The 19,292-nt window shown below is 39.4% G+C and carries 15 protein-coding genes; 7 read left to right on the plus strand and 8 right to left on the minus strand.

Annotated elements, in window-relative coordinates:
* Window positions 1-113: 113 nt before the first annotated feature.
* Window positions 114-1,208, minus strand: coding sequence for an AI-2E family transporter (locus ACFQ4X_RS04950; RefSeq protein WP_379833439.1), 1,095 nt, complete (start codon window positions 1,206-1,208; stop codon window positions 114-116).
* A gap of 157 nt (window positions 1,209-1,365) precedes the next feature.
* On the opposite strand from ACFQ4X_RS04950, the gene asnB reads away from it, so the two are divergent.
* Window positions 1,366-3,213, plus strand: coding sequence for an asparagine synthase (glutamine-hydrolyzing) (gene asnB, locus ACFQ4X_RS04955; RefSeq protein WP_379833440.1), 1,848 nt, complete (start codon window positions 1,366-1,368; stop codon window positions 3,211-3,213).
* A gap of 132 nt (window positions 3,214-3,345) precedes the next feature.
* Here asnB and ACFQ4X_RS04960 read toward each other — a convergent pair whose 3' ends face one another.
* The gene (locus ACFQ4X_RS04960) at window positions 3,346-4,704 is read right to left on the minus strand and encodes an MATE family efflux transporter (protein WP_379833441.1); all 1,359 of its coding nucleotides are present in this window, start codon (window positions 4,702-4,704) and stop codon (window positions 3,346-3,348) included.
* A 245-nt stretch (window positions 4,705-4,949) separates the two neighbouring features.
* Complete coding sequence (locus ACFQ4X_RS04965) at window positions 4,950-6,674, minus strand: glycoside hydrolase family 13 protein (RefSeq protein ID WP_379833442.1); 1,725 nt, start codon at window positions 6,672-6,674, stop codon at window positions 4,950-4,952.
* A 529-nt stretch (window positions 6,675-7,203) separates the two neighbouring features.
* Between ACFQ4X_RS04965 and ACFQ4X_RS04970 the strand changes: the two genes are divergently transcribed.
* From ACFQ4X_RS04970 to ACFQ4X_RS04990, 5 genes are all read left to right on the plus strand, one after another.
* On the plus strand, window positions 7,204-8,469 hold the full coding sequence (locus ACFQ4X_RS04970; protein ID WP_379833443.1) for an extracellular solute-binding protein: 1,266 nt from the start codon (window positions 7,204-7,206) through the stop codon (window positions 8,467-8,469).
* Window positions 8,470-8,623: 154 nt separating this feature from the next.
* A complete protein-coding gene (locus tag ACFQ4X_RS04975; protein ID WP_379833444.1) occupies window positions 8,624-9,886 on the plus strand; it encodes a sugar ABC transporter permease in 1,263 nt (420 codons plus the stop codon).
* A gap of 1 nt (window position 9,887) precedes the next feature.
* Window positions 9,888-10,724: a sugar ABC transporter permease gene (locus ACFQ4X_RS04980; protein ID WP_379833445.1), complete on the plus strand. Its 837-nt coding sequence runs from the start codon at window positions 9,888-9,890 to the stop codon at window positions 10,722-10,724.
* 245 nt (window positions 10,725-10,969) lie between these two features.
* Window positions 10,970-12,496 (plus strand): alpha-amylase family glycosyl hydrolase, encoded by a 1,527-nt coding sequence (locus ACFQ4X_RS04985; protein WP_379837042.1) that lies wholly within the window; start codon window positions 10,970-10,972, stop codon window positions 12,494-12,496.
* Between the two features lie 413 nt (window positions 12,497-12,909).
* Window positions 12,910-13,932, plus strand: coding sequence for a LacI family DNA-binding transcriptional regulator (locus ACFQ4X_RS04990; RefSeq protein ID WP_379833446.1), 1,023 nt, complete (start codon window positions 12,910-12,912; stop codon window positions 13,930-13,932).
* Window positions 13,933-13,974: 42 nt separating this feature from the next.
* On the opposite strand, the gene ligD (ACFQ4X_RS04995) is transcribed toward ACFQ4X_RS04990, so the two are convergent.
* The 3 genes from ligD (ACFQ4X_RS04995) to ACFQ4X_RS05005 are packed head-to-tail and all read right to left on the minus strand — an operon-like array spanning window position 13,975 to window position 16,714.
* On the minus strand, window positions 13,975-14,895 hold the full coding sequence (gene ligD, locus ACFQ4X_RS04995; RefSeq protein ID WP_379833447.1) for a non-homologous end-joining DNA ligase: 921 nt from the start codon (window positions 14,893-14,895) through the stop codon (window positions 13,975-13,977).
* The gene (gene ligD, locus ACFQ4X_RS05000) at window positions 14,868-15,830 is read right to left on the minus strand and encodes a non-homologous end-joining DNA ligase (protein ID WP_379833448.1); all 963 of its coding nucleotides are present in this window, start codon (window positions 15,828-15,830) and stop codon (window positions 14,868-14,870) included. Before ligD (ACFQ4X_RS05000) ends, ligD (ACFQ4X_RS04995) begins: the two co-directional genes overlap by 28 nt.
* Complete coding sequence (locus tag ACFQ4X_RS05005) at window positions 15,827-16,714, minus strand: Ku protein (protein WP_379833449.1); 888 nt, start codon at window positions 16,712-16,714, stop codon at window positions 15,827-15,829. Before ACFQ4X_RS05005 ends, ligD (ACFQ4X_RS05000) begins: the two co-directional genes overlap by 4 nt.
* A 169-nt stretch (window positions 16,715-16,883) precedes the next feature.
* Between ACFQ4X_RS05005 and ACFQ4X_RS05010 the strand changes: the two genes are divergently transcribed.
* Window positions 16,884-18,032 carry a histidine kinase N-terminal domain-containing protein gene (locus ACFQ4X_RS05010; RefSeq protein WP_379833450.1) on the plus strand — a complete coding sequence of 383 codons (1,149 nt, stop codon included), beginning with the start codon at window positions 16,884-16,886 and terminating at the stop codon, window positions 18,030-18,032.
* A 22-nt stretch (window positions 18,033-18,054) separates the two neighbouring features.
* On the opposite strand, the gene ACFQ4X_RS05015 is transcribed toward ACFQ4X_RS05010, so the two are convergent.
* A complete protein-coding gene (locus ACFQ4X_RS05015) occupies window positions 18,055-18,192 on the minus strand; it encodes a hypothetical protein (protein ID WP_379833451.1) in 138 nt (45 codons plus the stop codon).
* A 57-nt stretch (window positions 18,193-18,249) separates the two neighbouring features.
* Window positions 18,250-19,113, minus strand: coding sequence for a DegV family protein (locus tag ACFQ4X_RS05020; RefSeq protein WP_379833452.1), 864 nt, complete (start codon window positions 19,111-19,113; stop codon window positions 18,250-18,252).
* Between the last annotated feature and the right edge of the window lie 179 nt (window positions 19,114-19,292).

Raw genomic sequence — 19,292 nt, forward strand, 5'->3', positions numbered from 1 at the left:
GAGGATTTATGCGCGTTCGGGGAGATTTATGAGCGCTCAGGCAGATTTATATTCAGCACAAACTGAGAAATACTAGCACAAAAAAAGAGCACCGGCCAACCGGTGCTATTTCCTTATCCCTCTATCTTCTTTTCTCTTCTTAAGTTAATCAATCTGTACGTATGCAGAACGATAACCTTTAACACCGCATAGACAGGAACCGCTAAGATTAAACCAAGCAGTCCGCCAAGACTTCCTGCAACGAGCAATATGGAAATGATCGTAAGCGGATGGATATCAAGTTTTTTACCCATAACTTGCGGCGAAATCACATTCCCTTCAATCTGCTGTGCAATGACCATGACAACCAGCACTTTAATTACCATAGCAGGAGAGGCAACAACTGCTACAATCAGCGCAGGTACAACCCCGATAATAGGCCCTAAGAACGGAATTACGTTCGTAAACATGGCTATGATTGCAAGGATCAATGAATACTCGATCCCAATAATTAAATATCCGATATAAAGCATTGTTCCTACACATACACTGACTAGAATCTGTCCCTGGATATATGAGCTTAGCGCGATATCCATATCTTTTAAAATTTTCGTCCCATTGTTGCGCTGTTTTTCAGGCAATGTCTGAAGCACCATCTGCGGCGCCTTTTCGCCTTCTTTAAGCATGTAGTAAAGGATAAATGGTACTGTTACAAAAATCATGATGATGTTGGTAATGATTCCGATGAAGTTCGCAATGTTCGTTCCAATCGTTTGAACACTATTAGATAAGTAAGCTGAAACTTTATCAGAGATTTCTTTTACATCAAATTGTTCACTTTCCTGGAAGCGATTCACCCATTCATTTTGCTGCAGATCGTTCAGCTTTGAACGTATCGCATCAATTAACGCAGGTGTGTTTTCTACCAGGTTGCTGACCTGTCTTTGCAATACAGGACCGATGGAATAGAACAATAAAACAAACAATCCGATGGCAAGCAAGTAGATTAACAAAATAGATAATACTTTCGGTACGTTGCGCTTATGTAGAAATTGAACAACGGGACGGAACAAATAGTACAGAACGCCGCCTAATAAAAACGGGAAAAACAATGTTTGAACAAGAACGACGATCGGTCTGAAAATAAAATCAATCTTTGTTCCTACTAAAATAATAAGAAAAATGAGGAGCAATCCGTAACCGATACGAAAAAACTTCGACTGTGGCATTCAATGATCACCTTTATCTTCTGAAATATAGATTCATTATATACAAGTTGGAAGAACTTGCACAAATATTTCATAACACCCGTACAAGGATAAAAGCATATGTTAAGTATTGGGCATACGTATTATACTCGCAGTTTGCATAGAAAGGATGAAACCAATGTGCGGAATAACAGGCTGGGCAGATTGGAATCGAAACCTCATCAATGAAAAAAATGTACTGTTAAAAATGGCCACAACTTTATCCAAAAGAGGACCTGATGCATTGAATGTCTGGTGCACAACACATGCAGGATTTGGTCACGCCCGGCTTGCTGTTGTCGATATTGAAGGCGGCGTACAGCCGATGAGCAGAAAAAAGAACAACAACAATTATACACTTTGCTATAACGGGGAACTGTACAACACGGAGGATATCCGAAAAGAGCTCTTGCAGCGCGGCTACACATTTGAAGGCCATTCTGATACAGAAGTTCTCCTAGTTTCCTATATAGAGTGGAGAGAGGCCTGCATCGAAAAGTTTAACGGAATTTTCGCCTTCGGAATATGGGATGAAGAGAAGGAGAGTTTGTTCGTCGCAAGAGATCGTTTAGGAGTTAAACCATTCTTTTATTCAGAAAAAGGCGGCCGTTTTCTTTTTGGGTCGGAACTGAAAGCTATTCTGGCTCATCCCGAAATAAAGGCGGAAGTTGACCGTGAAGGACTTCAAGAAGTATTTGGCCTCGGTCCATCCAGAACACCAGGTAACGGTGTTTATAAAGGAATAAAAGAGCTTCGGCCGGCACATGCAGCAACCTACACAAAGAATGGATTGAAGATCTGGCGTTATTGGAACGTGGAAAGCAAACCTCACGAGCATTCACTCGAAGAAACAATTGAGAACGTAGGGACTCTAGTAAAAGATGCTGTAACCCGTCAGCTTGTAGCAGACGTACCGGTTTGTACATTTTTATCAGGAGGATTAGATTCAAGTGCGATTACGGCAATCGCATCCAAGCATTTTAAAGAAGAAAACAAAGGCGAACTTCACACATTCAGCATTGATTATGAAGATAATGACAAATACTTTAAAGCTAGCGATTATCAGCCGAACTCAGATGGTTTCTGGATCAATAAAATGGTAGAGGCTACAGGATCCACTCATCATAGCTGTGTCATAGATAACGAACTATTAATCAATCACTTGCGTGAAGCAGTTACTGTACGCGACCTTCCTGGTATGGCAGATGTGGATTCTTCATTATTATGGTTCTGCCGGCAGATTAAGCCGCAATCTACAGTAGCACTGTCTGGGGAATGCGCAGATGAAATTTTTGGCGGATATCCATGGTTTCATAAAGAAGAGCTCATGAACAGAGAGATGTTTCCTTGGATGCGCTCAACAGTAGCAAGACAGAATCTTCTACAGGATTCATGGGCAGAAAAGTTGAATCTCGCATCATATGTCCAGCAAAGATATGAAGAAACAGTAAAAGAAACACCGGTACTTGAAGGAGAAACGAGACTAGAAGCGAGAAGAAGAGAAATCTTTTATTTAAATATGCTATGGTTTATGACAACACTTCTTGATCGTAAAGACCGCATGAGTATGGGAGCAAGTTTAGAAGTCAGGGTGCCTTTTGCCGATCATAGAATCGTAGAGTATGCGTGGAATATCCCTTGGGAAATGAAGATGCTTGCAGGAAGAGAGAAGGGGATTCTGAGAAAATCATTAACCGGTATGCTTCCAGATGACGTTTTGTACCGGAAGAAAAGTCCATATCCTAAAACTTTTCACCCGGAGTATACAGACGGCGTAAAAGACTGGCTGCAGTGTATTGTAAATAAGAAGAACTCGCCGCTTTTTGAAGTCCTGAACCGTGAGAAAGTACAGAAAATCATTGATAAGAACGGGGAAACATTCAACGAACCTTGGTTCGGACAGTTGATGACTGGTCCGCAGCTTATGGCACATCTGGCTCAAATTGATAGCTGGCTGAGTGACTATAATGTAAATATCATAGATTAATAAACAAAAAGCGGGCAAACTCAGAAGATACCTCTCTTGAGTGACCGCTTTTTTATATTTGTATTTCTTTGAAAGACAAGATATACGTAATGTCCGCGTGGAATAATCATATTAAAATAATCCCACGAAAGTTTAAGCAGTCGCCTCAGCATTCCGCACCATAAATTTATTCTGCCATTTTCGTTTTCTCCATCTTGCTAACATGAAAAGCCCGCGCAGCCACTCGTCCGCAATAAAGGCAATCCAAATACCTGCTAATCCAAGTTCAAAGACGATGCCGAGGAGATAGGCGAGCGTTACACTTACACCCCACATAGAAATAACACCCATCACAACGGGGAACTTTACATCACCAGCAGCTCTTAAGCTTGAAATAATGACCAGATTAAAGGAACGTCCAGGTTCGAGCAATAGTGTTAAGTAAAGCAATAGTGTTCCTTCTTTTATAATCTCAGGGTTATCCGTGAAAAGGGAAAGAAGTGGTTTTGCAAAAAGAGAAGCAACTCCGGCCATTAAGAAGCTAATGATCATGGCATAGGTCTGGCTTTTTAAACACATTTTATAAGCAGAGTCATATGACTTCGCACCAATCATATGTCCGATTAGAATTTGTGTCCCTTGTCCGATTGCTACGGCAAATAAGAAGATAAACATCATAATATTAAACGTGTACACTTTTGTAGTAAGAGCAGAAGTGCCGAGCAATGTAATGAAAAAAGTAATAACCATTTGAGAACCGCTGTAAGAGAGATGTTCACCTGCAGCCGGAAGTCCGATTTTCAATACGCTTTTAATATGAAGCGGAATCAGCTTAAATGACTTTGCAAAGGGCAGAGGAATAGAAGATCGTTTGAATAATAGATACAAAATGACAACCAATCCTAAAAATCGGCTGAAAACAGTGGAGATGGCGACACCTTCAACACCAAGAACAGGGAATCCAAATGCGCCGAAAATGAATAAGTAGTTTCCGATCACATTTAAGATATTCATCCCGATGGTTACATACATCGCATCCTTCGTAAATCCGTAACTGCGAATAGCGGCACCAATTGTCATAATAACAGATTGGACAAAAGAAAAACCGCCAACGATCATAAGATAGATGGTTGCCTCTTTCATTAATTCAGGCGGAGTATTCATCCACTTTAAGAAAGTGTCACCCCAAATAAGCAATGCTCCGCTTAACAGCAAACCGAAAAGTAAGTTTGCTATAATCGATACAACCGCAACCTCGGCTGCCGTTTTATCAAGCTTCGCACCGATTGCTTGTGCAATGACCACACTCGCCCCTGTAGCAACAAAACCGAACATAACGATCACGACTGATAAAAGCTGGTTAGTTAATCCAACAGCTGCAACCGAGTGATCAGAGTATTGGCTTAGCATAAGGGTATCAGCGTTACCCATCAGCATATGAAGTAAAATCTCTATAAAAATGGGCCACGTAATGGCAAAAAGGGAAAGCTTTGCGGCTTTATTTCCATTCATGTACATCCCTCTCCATCTAGGTGTTTAGAATATTTTCCTATTGTAGCAGAAAATTGAACTCTTGAAAGGAAATCCCCTTACTTTTTTAGTAAGGGGATTTTTTCATAGATTGTTTTTTTATTGATAGTTGATTGGAGCGCAAGGTGCAAGACTCCTGCGGGCTCACCGCACGCCCCGCGGAAAGCGAGCATACTGAAGGGGAAATCAACCTCTTCTAATAACATCCAAGTTTACGAAAACAGCTTTTATTTTTTTCTATAAATGCTGAATCCATAAGGAGGTATTACTTCCGATGCATCCTTTCCGAATAGTAATTCATACCCTTCTGGGATAATAAATGATTTCTCAACAGATGCATCTCCAGCGTTTAAAAGTATCAATATGCTTTCATCATAAGAAGATTTTTCATAAACGAGTGTCTTGCCATTTGCCGAGATGAATGTCAGCTTGCCCTCATTCGCTAAAACTTTGTGTTCTTTACGAAGAGAAAGGAGTTTCTGGATATGATTAAAAAGATCCAGATCCTGCTTTTCTTCATCCCATTCCATACATTTTCTGCATCCAGGATCTATTTCCCCAGTCATACCGATTTCGTCTCCATAATAAATACACGGTGTACCTTTGAATGTCAGCATAAGAAGGAAGAGAAGTTTCATTTTGTCCTTGTTGCCTTCACAGAAGTTTAAAACACGTTTTGTATCATGTGAGCCAAGAAGATTAAACGCTGCTTCGTTCACATTTTCTGGATACATATGCATAACAGCGGTGATTTTTTCGGCAAAGACTTTTGCATCAATTGTATTTTTTGCAACAAATTCAAGAGCAGCATTTGTAAAAGGATAGTTCATTACTGCATCAAACTGATCGCCTTGCAGCCAGTTCATCGAGTCGTGCCAAATCTCGCCTAAGATGTAAGCTTCAGGTTTAGCAGTCTTTACAGCAGTTCTAAACTCTCTCCAGAAAGAATGATCAACTTCATTCGCAACATCGAGTCTCCAGCCATCAATGTCAAACTCTTCAATCCAATATCGGGCTACTTTCAGCAAATATTCACGGACTTCAGGGTTTTCTGTATTCAGCTTTGGCATTGTTTTTTCAAAAGCAAACGTATCATAATTTGGACGCGGTTCTGTCACGATTGGAAATTCCCTTAAATGAAACCAATTTTTATAGCGGGATTTCTCTTCATTTTTAAGCACATCCTGAAAAGGCTCAAAATAGTAGCCGCTATGATTAAACACAGCATCGAGCATTACCTTAATGCCGTTTTCATGACATATTTTCACGAGTTTCTTAAAAGTTTCCTTATCTCCAAATTGAGGATCGATTTCCATGTAGTCGATCGTATCGTATTTGTGATTAGACTTGGCTTTAAATATAGGAGTGAAATAAATGCCTGTCACTCCGAGTTTTACAAGATGATGGATATGGTCGATCACGCCTTGAAAGTCGCCGCCAAAGAAATTATCTTTTTTTGGTTCTTCACTGCCCCATGGTACTGCATCTACAGGATCATTGCTCTGATCGCCATTTGCAAAACGCTCCGGGAAGATCTGATACCATACCGTATCCTTCACCCAGGAAGGAGCACGAAATACATCAATGGCATTTAAAAAAGGAAAACAGAAGTAATAGGCAGTATCATCAAACGGTGCTTCTTCATAAAAGCCTTTTTCGGTAAATACTACAGTTTCGGCACCGCTTGAGAGTTCAAACCCGTACCTCAATCTGCGAAAAGGCGGCTGTATCTCAATAAGGTAGTAATCAAACCATTCATCTGTTCCGCTCAATGTCATAGGTGAAGTAGCGGTTTGCCATCCATCTTTCGTCCAGTCATAGGGATCGCCATAAATTAATGATACTTTATCAGCATCTCCTTTTTTTGTACGCAGGCGGATATGAAGAGTCTTTTCATCATATGCATACGCGTAGTTATTACCTGCTCTGTGGTAGATCGCTTCTTTTAACATGTTTTTCTCCCTTCATTTAAAAGCTTAAAGTGGTTGATCTCCGCTCCAGGATGCTCGCTTTCCGCGGGGCGTGCGGTGAGCCTCCTCGACGCTTTGCGTCCTTAGGAGTCTCACCTGTCACACTCGTCCCGCAGGAGTATCGCACCTTGCGCTCCAATCAACTTGTCAACTAAGCAAATTCACAATCTTTTAGAATAGAAACAAACAGTTTTCTAAAAGAAATGAAAAAAGGGCACAACCTATAAAATACCTAGGTTGTACCCCCTTAAGATGTACATTGCCTTCACATTGTTGAAAGTAGTATAAACCGCTTACAAAGTGAAAATCAAGGGGAATGAAAGCGAATCCAAAAAAAAATAAAAAACTATTGTAAAAATTTAATGCCGAGGTATAATGAAATTGAGCAGGTAATGCAATCGTTTTCATAAACGACAAAAAACTACATAATTCAACAGAGTTATATTTTTTTGTCAGTCTGTGCAAACGTTTGTATGCTTTGAATTTTTATATCTTATGGGGGGTACAATTCATGAAAAAGTTATTAGCATTGCCTTTAACTTTTGCTCTAGCTGCAAGTGCTCTAGCTGCTTGCGGACCGCAAGAAGACAGCACTTCAACTGGCGGTAAGAAAGAAGCTTCAAGCAAAAAGCCAGAAAAATTGGTTATCTGGGAAGACCAGGAAAAAGGTATGGGAACAAAAGATGCCATCAAAAAGTTTGAAGAGAAGCACGGCATCAAAGTAGAGCTTAAAGAAATTCCTATGCTTGACCAACAAGAGAAGCTTCGTCTTGATGGACCTGCAAAAAAAGGACCAGATGTTATCACAACACCGCATGACCGCATCGGACCTTTAGCAATTGAAGGACTTATTGCACCGATTAAAGTTTCTGACGATGTGACAAAGCTTTACACTGAGTCATCAATTAACGCATTAACATACGACGGAAACCTTTATGGACTTCCAAAATCAACTGAAACACCAGTATTCATCTACAATAAGAAAATGATGGATAAAGCACCTGAATCTTTAGAAGACTTAATGGCTTTCTCTAAAGGCGACAAAGGTGGCGCTCAATACGGATACCTTGCAAACTGGACAGACTTCTACTTTGCACACGGTGTACTTTCTGGATTTGGCGGATATGTATTTAAAGATGACAACGGTACTTTAGATCCTAAAGACGTTGGCCTTGCTAATGAAGGTGCTGTTGAAGGTTTAGACTACATCACTAGCTGGTACAACGAAGGATTGTTCCCGAAAGGTATCATCGGTGAAAAAGCTGGTTCTACAATCGATGGATTATTCACTGAAGGTAAAGCAGCTTCAGTTATGAACGGACCTTGGTCTTTCCAAGGCTATAAAGATGCTGGAATCGACATCGGTGTTGCACCAATGCCTAAGCTTCCAAACGGTGAGTATGTAAAAACATTCATCGGAGTTAAAGGTTATAACGTAAGTGCTTTCTCTGAAAACCAAGAATGGGCTGCAAAGCTTGTTGAATTCATTACAAACGAAGAAAACTCTAAAGTTCGTTATGAAAAGACAGCAGAAATCCCTCCAGTTGTATCTCTAATGGAGGACCCAATCATTGCAGACAACGAAGCTGCTAAAGCTGTAGCTGTTCAATCAGAACGCGGTGTTCCAATGCCTAACATCCCTGAGATGGCAGAAGTTTGGGCTCCGGCTGCAAACGCACTTCAATTATCTGCAACTGGCAAATCTAAGCCTCAAGCAGCATTAGACAGTGCAGTAAAAACAATCGGACAAAACATTGAAGCAAACCACAAAAAATAAAAAGCAATAAGAGGAAAGCGGTACCCACTCGTCGCGGGTACTGCTTTCTCTCACTATTGTGTATGTTGGAAAGGTTTCGCTGAAAGAATGGGTCCTGAAATCTTTCGAACAATACACAATAAAGTAAGCGGGAAAAGGAAAGGGGAAACCTGTAATGACACATCGTAAGACGGCAGCGCTGCTGTCCATCATTCCAGGATTGGGGCAATTTTATAACAAGCAATGGGTAAAAGGATTTGTATTCTTATTTTTAGCAGCATGTTATTTTATTGCGTTTCTGGATTTTCTAAATATTGGACTTTGGGGAATTGTAACATTAGGTACAGAAGTGCCAAGAGATCATTCTATATTCTTGCTTGTAAATGGTGTTATCTCCTTGATCGTAGTTGCAATCGGACTAGGCTTTTATGCATTGAACTTTTATGATGCTTATCAAAATGGCAAGAAGCGCGACATGGGGCTGCAGTTAGCGACACTTCGCGAACAATATCATAACGTGATCGACAAAGGGTTCCCTTACCTCATGGTGGGACCTGGATTCCTGCTATTAGTTTTCGTAGTTATTTTCCCAATCGTCTTTATGCTTCTACTTTCATTTACGAACTATAATTTATATAACTCACCGCCTAATAAACTAGTAGACTGGGTAGGTTTTCAAACGTTTATTGAAATGTTCACATTAGATATCTGGCGTGAAACGTTCATATCTGTATTTGCCTGGACAATTATCTGGACTTTTACAGCTACAACACTACAAATTGGTGTAGGGATTTTCCTTGCCGTACTTCTTAATCAGAAAGATCTTAAATTTAAAGGGTTAATGCGTACATTATTGATTCTCCCATGGGCTGTACCAGCGTTCGTATCTATTCTTATCTTCTCAGGATTATTCAATGATACTTTCGGAGCAATTAATAACGATATTTTAGCATCTATTGGAATCGATTCCATACCTTGGATGACAGATCCTTTCTATACAAAAATTGCATTGATCTTTATTCAATCATGGCTTGGCTTTCCGTTCGTTATGGCAATGACAACAGGAGTTCTTCAATCTATTCCTGGTGAGCTTTATGAAGCGGCTACGGTTGATGGGGCATCAACTTGGGACAAATTCAGAAAGATTACGCTTCCTATGATTCTATTTACGACAGCTCCGATCTTGATTACGCAGTATACGTTTAACTTTAATAACTTTAACGTAATCTACCTGTTCAACAATGGTGGTCCTGCGATTCCTGATCAGAACGCAGGTGGAACTGATATCTTGATCTCCTGGATTTATAACTTAACGATGACATCTGCTCAATACAGTAAAGCTGCAGCAGTAACCGTTATGCTATCCATCATTATTGTTTCGGTGTCACTGTTCTACTTTAGAAAGACCAAATCATTTAAGGATGAAGGAATGATTTAATATGAGTATAAAAACAGCAAATAGAATCCGTTTAACTCTGTCGTATCTTATTCTTTTAGGTGCAATTGCTGTTGTAATCTACCCGATCGTTTGGGTAGTCGGCTCTTCACTGAATCCAGGTAATAGCTTATCAAGTTCGACGATTATTCCCGAAAATGCTACCTTGGATCACTATAGAAAGCTTTTTGCAGAAACTGAATATCTAACATGGTATTGGAATACGCTTAAGATCTGTTTTATTACAATGGTGCTTTCCGTCATCTTTATCGGCCTTACTGCTTATGCCTTCTCAAGATATAAGTTTGTTGGACGCAAGAATGGATTATTATTGTTCCTGATTTTGCAGATGATCCCGCAGTTCGTAGCAATACTTGCAATCTATATTCTTGCATTTCAAGTAGGATTGTTAGATACACATCTGGCATTAATTCTTGTGTACGTTGGCGGATTAATTCCGATGAACACATATTTGGCGAAAAACTATTATGATACGATTCCAAAAGAACTGGATGAATCCGCACGTATTGATGGTGCAGGTCACTTCCGTATCTTCTGGCAAATTATTTTGCCGCTTTCGAAACCAATTCTAGCGGTAATTGCGCTATTCAGTTTCATCTCGCCATTTGCTGATTTTATCTTGGCTTCTATTCTTATTAGCTCTGATGAAAAGCAGACACTGGCAGTTGGATTGTTTAACATGATCTCAAATAAATTTGGAAATAACTTTACGCTTTTTGCGGCAGGTTCAGTATTAGTTGCGATTCCGATCGGATTGCTTTTCTTATCGCTGCAGCGTTACTTTATTTCAGGTTTAACAGCAGGCGGAACGAAAGGTTAAAAACTTCGTTGATTGGTAGTGGTTGATTTCCGTTCCAGGTGCTCGCTTTCCGTGGGGCGGGCGGTGAGCCTCCTTGACCCTTTGGGCCATTAGGAGTCTCACCTGTCCCACTGATCCCACAGGAGTCTCACACCTTGCACTACAATCAATATATCAATGAAGTCTCTTTACAAAACCGACCCAAAATAAAAGCAACAATCTTTTTAGAAAGAGCTAATGAGAAAGACAAACAAGGAGGAACGGCGATGGGCAAAAAGATCATGATCTTGGGCTTGTCGTTTCTTCTTTTTTTATCTGTTCAAAATAAAGCGCTTGCAGAAAAAAAGGAAGAGCGATCATGGAAAGACGAGACCATCTATTTTATTATGATAGACCGGTTTCATAATGGTGATAAAAAGAATGATTTTGATGTTGATACATCAGACCCTGCGGCCTATCATGGGGGAGATTTTAAAGGGATTACTGAAAAGCTTGATTACCTCAAAAAACTTGGTGTAACAGCAATTTGGATGACACCTGTAGTGAAAAATGAGGAACGCGGCTACCATGGTTATTGGACACAGGATTTTTACGAAACGGAAGAACATTTTGGGACGAAGGAAGAGTTAAAGCAGCTTGTTAAGGAAGCCCATGATCGTGACATAAAAGTAATATTGGATCTTGTTGTGAATCATACAGGCTACAAACATTCATGGCAGAACGATCCTGAAAAAAAAGACTGGTTTCATCCCCAGGAGGAGATCAGCAATTGGGACAATCAGCAAAATGTAGAGAACGGATGGCTTGCAGGATTGCCAGATTTAAATACAGAAAATCCTGAAACGAGAAACTACTTGCTGGATATGGCTGAATATTGGATAAAAGAAACAGATATTGACGGCTACAGGCTAGATACAGTTAAGCATGTTCCAAAAGATTTTTGGATAGAATTTGCCGAAAGAGTTAAAGAAGCGAAGTCTGATTTTTATTTAATCGGTGAAGTGTGGCACAACGATCCTCGGTATATTGCAGAATATAACAAAGCAGGAATTCAATCCTTTGTAGATTATCCTTTGTTTAATGAGATGGTAAGGATTTTCAAACAAAGCGGTCAATCTCTTTCAGAGCTGCACTCTGTGTGGGAAAGAAACAAATATTATTATGAAGATCCCTATACGTTAGGAAATTTCATCGATAATCATGACAACATCCGTTTTGTAAGAGAAGTGCTGCTCAAACAAGAGGACCCAGAAAAAAGACTTAAATTGGCACTGACCTATCTTTACACCGCTCCTGGAATTCCGATTCTATATCAAGGGACAGAACATATGATGGACGGTGCGAAAGATCCTGACAACCGCCGTATGATGGACTTTAGCCAGAACAAAAAGATGGCGACATTTACAGCGAAGCTTGGTGATCTGAGACAAAAGCATCCATCACTTCGCCGAGGAGATTTTTCTATGATAAAAGATGATGGAGCAAAAGCGGTATTTAAGAGAACACATAATGATGAAATGATTTATATCGTTTATAACAACGATAAAAAAGATGCAGAGATCACTTTTAAAGACAAGGATTTAAAGGGGCATAAACTTGTTGATTTATTAAACGAAGAAGAAGCGAAAGTAAAAGGTGACACCATGGAACTTCAAGTTAAAGGAGAGACAGCGCATATTTTCCTTTTACAAAAAGATAGTTCAAATCCTTATCTCTACGCTCCTATAGCAGCGATTGCTATTCTCGTGATCACGTTGGTTGTCTTTCTATATAAAAAACGTAAAAGATTATAGATTTTGCGAATTTCTAAAGAATCTTCTCTATAAGATTGTTGGTTTTGGGTCGCTTTCATTTTCTTCATTGACAAGTTGATTGGAGCGCAAGGTGCGAGACTCCTGCGTGCCAACCACCTGAATAAACTTCTTGCAAGGCATGCGACGAGGAACACGCTTGATGCTATTTTGCTTGTAGACGCAGGAGCACACAAACTTCCTTGAAGGTGAGACAACGGCAGGCTTGATTAGCCAAGGAGGCTCACCGCACGCCCCGCGGAAAGCGAGCAACCTGGAGCGGAAATCAACTACTTTTAAAAGCAACCTGAATTTATAAGAATCATATATCTTTTTTCCTAAGGATTCTATACAATTATGTTGGATTAAGAAAGCGTATACAACCAGAGTAATAGTCTGAAAGGAGGACTCCCATTATGTCAGTTACCATTAAAGATGTAGCGAAATTAGCAGATGTTGCTCCTTCAACGGTATCAAGGGTTATTGCTAACAACCCGCGTATATCAGAAAAAACAAAACGAAAAGTGAAAGAAGCAATGGATTACCTTGGCTATCATCCTAACTTTAATGCTAGAAGTTTAGCTAACCGCAGCACTCAGGCAATCGGACTCGTCATGCCAAGTTCTGCAGATAAAGCTTTCCAAAACCCTTTCTTCCCGGAAGTAATCAGAGGAATCAGCACGATGGCGCACGAGCAGGAATATGCGCTATATATGTCCACGGGAAAAACCGAGGATGAAATTTTTGATGGGGTTGTCCGTATGGTGCAGGGACGGCGTGTTGACGGAATCGTTATGCTTTATTCACGAGTAGACGATCGTATCATGTGTTATTTACAAGAACAAAACTTTCCTTTTACCGTAATCGGAAAACCTTTTAAAAATGCAGAAACGATAACACATATTGATAACGATAATTTCCGTGCTGGACAGGAAATGACTGAACATTTATTGTCCCTCGGCCATGAACGAATAGGATTTGTTGGCGGTGACTTAAACCTCGTCGTAACAATCGACCGTTTGTTAGGTTATGAAAAAGCAATACGAAATGCAGGACTGCCGCATAAAGATGAATATATCGTTCACGAAGAGTTCTTAAAAGAAGGCGGGCAGGAAGCTGTAAAAGAACTGCTGGCATTGCAAAATCCGCCAACTGCATTGATTGTGATGGATGATCTTATGTCATTTGGTGTATTAAGTACATTAAATGACCTAGGATTAAGTGTTCCCGAGGATATTTCCTTGTTAAGCTTCAACAATGTAATGCTTTCAGAACTTTCTTCACCGGCCTTAACTTCCGTTGATATTAATATTTTTAAGCTCGGTTATGAAGCAGCAAAAGGATTACTGGAATGCATTCAGACGCCAGGAAAACCAGCAAAACGCGTTGCGGTGCCATTCGAGCTCGTTGAAAGACAATCTTGTAAAAAAATGAATTAGTCTATGTTAAAAAGCCTCTATCTGATGAGTTCATTCTCTCAGTTAAAGGCTTTTTTCTTTTAATGCTTTTAATACAGGAGAAATTGGCTGTCTATTTTTCGCTGAAAAAAACTCTTTAAAAGGATCGCCAACTTCTTTAATTCGATCTTGAATAACAGTTAGCGGAAAAAAGTCAGGTTTAAGCGACTCATCCACCTCATGCCAATAAAGCGGGGCAGCTACAAGTGCATCATCATTTCCTCTTACTGAATAAGGTGCAATTATGGTTTTGCCTTCCGCATGCTGGATATAATCGATATAACATTTGTTGCCTCTGTTCTTTTTTAACCTTTCGATTGTGAACCAGCGAGGTTCTTTTTCAATTAAATAGTGTGCAAGAAATTCAGTGAAAAGCCGGGACTCATCAAATGTTACTTGATCATCAGGTAGAGGAATATAAATCTGCATCCCTTTATTGCCGCTTGTTTTAATAAAAGTAGTTAGACGAAGGCTATCGCAAATTTCTTTAATCATCAATGCGGCTTCAATCGAAAGCTTAAATTCTTCTCGGGATGGTGGATCGAGATCCATCACAATCTCTGACGGGAAGGAAGTATCAGATGTCCGGTAAGGAATATGAAACTCAAATGCAAGCTGATTTCCAAGCCATAAAAGGGTAGGCAAGTTATTGCAAACAATATAATTGATATCCTCTTCTTGAACCGTTTGTATAAATTCAGGCGCATAATCTGGACAGTTCTTTTGATAAAAGCGTTCATCTCCAACGCCGTGCGGATATCTGATTACTGTAAGTGCACGGTTCTTAAGGAAGGGAAGCATGTAGTGTGCTATGTGTGTCAAATAGTTGATGTACTCGACTTTTACTATGTTATGTTTTGGCCAAAGAGGCTTGTCAGGACTTGTCAGTGTGACGATCTCTCCATTAACTTGCAGATTCAGCTGTTCTTTTGCAGGCTTTCCCATGTACAATCCTCCCAGTCAGCGTCAAAACGAAAACGAAAAAAGCGCGGCTGTCTTAACTGCTCTTTGTAAACCTCTAAAAAAGAAAGCTCCACACACAGCGACGGTTCAATCGTAATGATAGAGCCTGATCTTCCGCTTTGGTTTCTTTTCACGACCTGAATTAAGGCTTCCTTCTCTTCAGGTGAGATTCCGTGCGAAAACAATCCGACAAACATGATCTGATCATCTCTTACCACACCAACATGGAAAAAACCGTTTTCTGTATCGTATCCTGTCAGAATAAACGTACTGTATCTAAGATTTTTTACCTTAATCCAGTGAGTTGTCCGCGTTCCTGAAGACCACTTATTTTTAATATTTTTCGCTACGATACCCTCGCTTTTGTTATTCCGGACAGTATGCTCAATATACTCTTTATTATTTGTAAAAGGGACAAAGTTCATATGAGATGAAGGGATTATCTTTTGGATATCCACATTTAATGTTTCTATAAAACCCGACAGCAATTCTTTTCTTTTTAAAAAGTGCTCGTGATAGATGTATTGACCTTCAACAGCAAGCAAATCAAAAGCACAAAAAGAGGACGGATACAGCTTAACAGCTTGTGTAATTCTGTCACTTTGTTTTAGCCGGCCTCTTTTTTGAATCTGTTCAAAGTTTGCTTTAAAAGGATTTTCTAAAATACACAATTCACCATCGAGCAAAAGCGGAAACAAGTGATTCAGCTTATTATCAAAGCTCTTTAAAAAGTTAGGGATTTCCGGAAATATTGTATGCAGATGATGCCCATTTCTGGATGTCATAACAATTTTGGAATGATCCCAATAAAGAAGACACCGAAAACCATCGTACTTTACTTCATATACCCAATCCTCGCCAACTGGAAGTTCATCAGAAAGAGTAGGGAGCATGGGTTTAAGAAAAGCGGAAATCATGAACTTGAAGCTTTCTTCTTAGCTGTTGATTTTTTCTTCTTCGTTTTCTTTTCCTCACCAGATTTTTTCTCAGCCGTTTCTTTTTGTTTCTTTGTTTCTTTTTTCTTCGGTTCTTTGCCTTTACTCTCGTTGATTGAAGCTTGTAGTGCTTCCATTAGATCAACTACATTTGTCTTTGGTTTTTCTTTTGCCACTTTAACTTCATCACCTGAAATTTTACTGTTGATCAGCTCAAGAACAGCTTCTCTATACTCGTCTTCATATTTTTCCGGCTCAAATGGAGCCGTTAATTGTTCGATAAGCTGTTTCGCCATTTCAAGCTCTTTTTCATTAAGCGAAACTTCGTCAGTTAATCCAGGAACGTGATCAACATTGCGTACTTCGTCAGGGTAAAAGATTGTTTCAAGCACTAAACCGTTTTTATACACACGTACTGCTGCAAGATGCTCTTTAGATCGTAGTGTGAACTTTGCAAGGCCGATCTTGCCAGTGTCTTCCATAGCTTTTTTTAATAGAGCAAAGGATTTCGTTCCGTTTTCTCCTGGTCCAACAAAATAGGAACGGTTGTAAAAAATCGGATCAATCTCTTCTAATTGTATGAAATCAATGATTTCGATCGATTTATCAGACACTCCTGCCAGTTCATCCAGCTCATCCTTTTCAACTACGACGAACTTTCCAGGCTCATATTCATACCCCTTAACAATCTCTTTAGAGTCAACTGTTTCTTCACATACAGGGCATATCTTTTCATATTGAACAGGGCTGTGGCACTTTTCATGTAAATATCTCATTTTAATATCTTTATTTTCTGTGGCAGCAAACAGTTTAATTGGGATATTTACTAGCCCGAAGCTGATTGCACCTTTCCACATCGTATGCATGGAAACCATCCTTTCACGATCCTTTATTACATAGTGTTTGATTTCCATTAAAATAAACATCATGTATATTTTTCCAACCTTTATACACATTTCGACAATTCATTGTAGAATCATGTAATATCCTTCATAATGGATGACAGAGATTGTTTATTTAAAGGGTGATTACTACATGGATAGCAGTACACATGAACAAATAAATAAGAAGCTGGCTTCGTTCCTTAGTGAGCAGAAATCAAGCATCGTTGAAAAATGGCTTGAAAATGTACTGTTGCCGCAGAATGATCCTTTTTATGAGGAAGTCAAAAAGAACGGCTATCAAACGATCGCAGAACTGATCTATTACTTGGAAACAGGTTCGCTCGACAGAGTAAGTAATCTTACAAACAAAATGGCCAAAGAGCGAATTGAAGCAAAGGCAAACATCGGAGATTTTGTACATAACATAAACATCGGCCGGAGCATTGTTTACGAGCTTTTAATGTGTTCCTTATTAAACGAACATGAAAAAGGCGAAGGTGTCCTTATGATGCAGCGTTATTTTGATCACCTTCTATTTTTAAGCGTGAAAGACTATACGGCACTAAAGGACTCCATCATAGATAGAAAAAATCAGTTCATTCAGGAAATGCATCATGACAGGCTAACGATGCTTGGACAAATCGCAGCAAGCTTTGCACATGAGTTTAGAAATCCGCTGACATCAGTTAAAGGATTTATTTATTTGCTTCAAAGAGAACTGGAGAAAACGGATCAATCAGCTTATTACTTTGAGATCATCCAGAACGAGATGCAGAGTCTTGAAGAAAAGATTACTCAGTTTCTTTATTTATCCAAAATGAGAGGCCTTGAAGATAAGCTTGTAAGTGTACCTTTAACAACACTCTTAAAAGAGATGCTTGAATTTATGTATCCTCGATTCACAGAAACCAATATCATCATTCATTCTGATTTAAGCGATGAGGTTTATATTGAGGGAGACAGTTCACAGATTAAACAGGTCTTATTAAATATTCTCGTGAACGCAGTTGAAGAATTAAGTGAATGGAATGGTGAACGTAATATTGAGGTCAAACTAAAGAAGGCCTTTAAAAAAACTGTTGAACTTTCAATCTGTAATAACGGGAATCCAATTCCTGATTATTTATTGGAGAACGTTTTCGAGCCGTTTGTAACGACCAAATCTCTTGGAACAGGTCTTGGATTATCGGTTTGCAAGCAGATTGTAGAAAAACATAATGGCACAATTGAAGTGAATTCCAAAGAAGATTTCACATGTTTCACTATAAAATTTCCAACAATAAAAGAAAGCTCCCGTTAATTCGGGAGCTTTTTTCATGTTGTTAAAGATGATCAGGCTTTTTAGAGTAAGGCTGTTTGCCTTTCTGCTTTATCTCGAGTTCAGCTTCGTTCTTAAGCTGGTTCATCGCCTGATTGTCTTCTGATCTTTTATTATCGTCTTTTGTATAGCGGTGTGTCATATAGAATCCCTCCTGTCTCTAACATCTGTCAGAAGGAAATTGATTATGCATCATGTTTCAATAAACTTTTTTAGGTGTATTTAAAAAGAATAACGCAATGGTTCCTGGTCCAGCATGTGCCCCAATTGCACAGCCGATCATCGTGATTAAAATGTTTCGGTTGCCTGTTTCATCGATGATCAGTTCTTTGAGTGCTTGCGCCGTTTCTGTATCATCAGCATGGCTGATACCGATTGTAATATCATCCAGTGACTCAGCACGTTCTTTCATAAGTTCGACCATACGGCCTAAGACTTTCTTTTTTCCACGCAATTTTTCAAGCGGGAAAAGCTTGCCGTCTTCCATATGCAGCACAGGCTTAATCTTTAAAAGAGCACCCATTACTGCCGCTGTTTTACTAACCCGGCCACCGCGTAATAAATATTCAAGGTCATCAACGGTAAAAATAGATTCAAGATGTTTCTGATAATGCTGTAAGGTATTAATGATTTCGTTCAATGCTTTTCCTTCTTTTGCTTCTTTGGCTGCCTCATAGACCATGAGTCCATAGCCGAGTGAAGCTGCCTGACTATCAAAAACTTCAATCTGGGCGTCAGGATATTCTTCGAGCACTTCATTTTTCATGAGGACTGCGGTTTGATACGTGCCGCTAATTCCTGAAGATAAAGTTATGTATATTGCCGGTTTTCCATTCTTTGCATAGGAACTTAATGTTTCTTTTATAAGAGCAGGAGGTACTTGTGCCGTTTTTGGTACGGCTCCTTCTTTCATATATGTATATAGCTGTTTTGGTTCAATGTTTGACCGGTCTAAATATTCTTCGTTATTGATCTGTACTACTAATGGAAGCATAGAAATATCGTATTCGTCCAAAAGTTGTTTTGGCAGATCAGAACCTGTATCCGTTATAATATGTATCATTTCATTTCACCTGCTTGGCTTTTTCTCTAGTTTAACTTGTGATGGAATGAAAAGGCAATCAACATGTTTAGAAAAAAGGTTAATTTGGCTATTGACGGTGTTCTGTATTATCTGTTAAAAATGAATCTTGGACTATGAAAGGAGGGGCTCACATGATTAAAGAACGTTTTCGTATCTCT

It is taken from the genome of Fictibacillus halophilus (assembly GCF_042680145.1).
Classification (GTDB): domain Bacteria; phylum Bacillota; class Bacilli; order Bacillales; family Fictibacillaceae; genus Fictibacillus; species Fictibacillus halophilus_A.

Coding starts and splice junctions, on each gene's coding strand:
- ACFQ4X_RS05010 (WP_379833450.1), top strand. CDS start 16,884: ATGGATAGCAGTACACATGAACAAATAAATAAGAAGCTGGCTTCGTTC.
- ACFQ4X_RS04985 (WP_379837042.1), top strand. CDS start 10,970: ATGGGCAAAAAGATCATGATCTTGGGCTTGTCGTTTCTTCTTTTTTTA.
- ACFQ4X_RS04990 (WP_379833446.1), top strand. CDS start 12,910: ATGTCAGTTACCATTAAAGATGTAGCGAAATTAGCAGATGTTGCTCCT.
- ligD (WP_379833448.1), bottom strand. CDS start 15,830: ATGATTTCCGCTTTTCTTAAACCCATGCTCCCTACTCTTTCTGATGAA.
- ligD (WP_379833447.1), bottom strand. CDS start 14,895: ATGGGAAAGCCTGCAAAAGAACAGCTGAATCTGCAAGTTAATGGAGAG.
- ACFQ4X_RS04950 (WP_379833439.1), bottom strand. CDS start 1,208: ATGCCACAGTCGAAGTTTTTTCGTATCGGTTACGGATTGCTCCTCATT.
- ACFQ4X_RS05020 (WP_379833452.1), bottom strand. CDS start 19,113: ATGATACATATTATAACGGATACAGGTTCTGATCTGCCAAAACAACTT.
- ACFQ4X_RS04980 (WP_379833445.1), top strand. CDS start 9,888: ATGAGTATAAAAACAGCAAATAGAATCCGTTTAACTCTGTCGTATCTT.
- ACFQ4X_RS04965 (WP_379833442.1), bottom strand. CDS start 6,674: ATGTTAAAAGAAGCGATCTACCACAGAGCAGGTAATAACTACGCGTAT.
- ACFQ4X_RS05005 (WP_379833449.1), bottom strand. CDS start 16,714: ATGCATACGATGTGGAAAGGTGCAATCAGCTTCGGGCTAGTAAATATC.
- ACFQ4X_RS04960 (WP_379833441.1), bottom strand. CDS start 4,704: ATGAATGGAAATAAAGCCGCAAAGCTTTCCCTTTTTGCCATTACGTGG.
- ACFQ4X_RS05015 (WP_379833451.1), bottom strand. CDS start 18,192: ATGACACACCGCTATACAAAAGACGATAATAAAAGATCAGAAGACAAT.
- ACFQ4X_RS04970 (WP_379833443.1), top strand. CDS start 7,204: ATGAAAAAGTTATTAGCATTGCCTTTAACTTTTGCTCTAGCTGCAAGT.
- asnB (WP_379833440.1), top strand. CDS start 1,366: ATGTGCGGAATAACAGGCTGGGCAGATTGGAATCGAAACCTCATCAAT.
- ACFQ4X_RS04975 (WP_379833444.1), top strand. CDS start 8,624: ATGACACATCGTAAGACGGCAGCGCTGCTGTCCATCATTCCAGGATTG.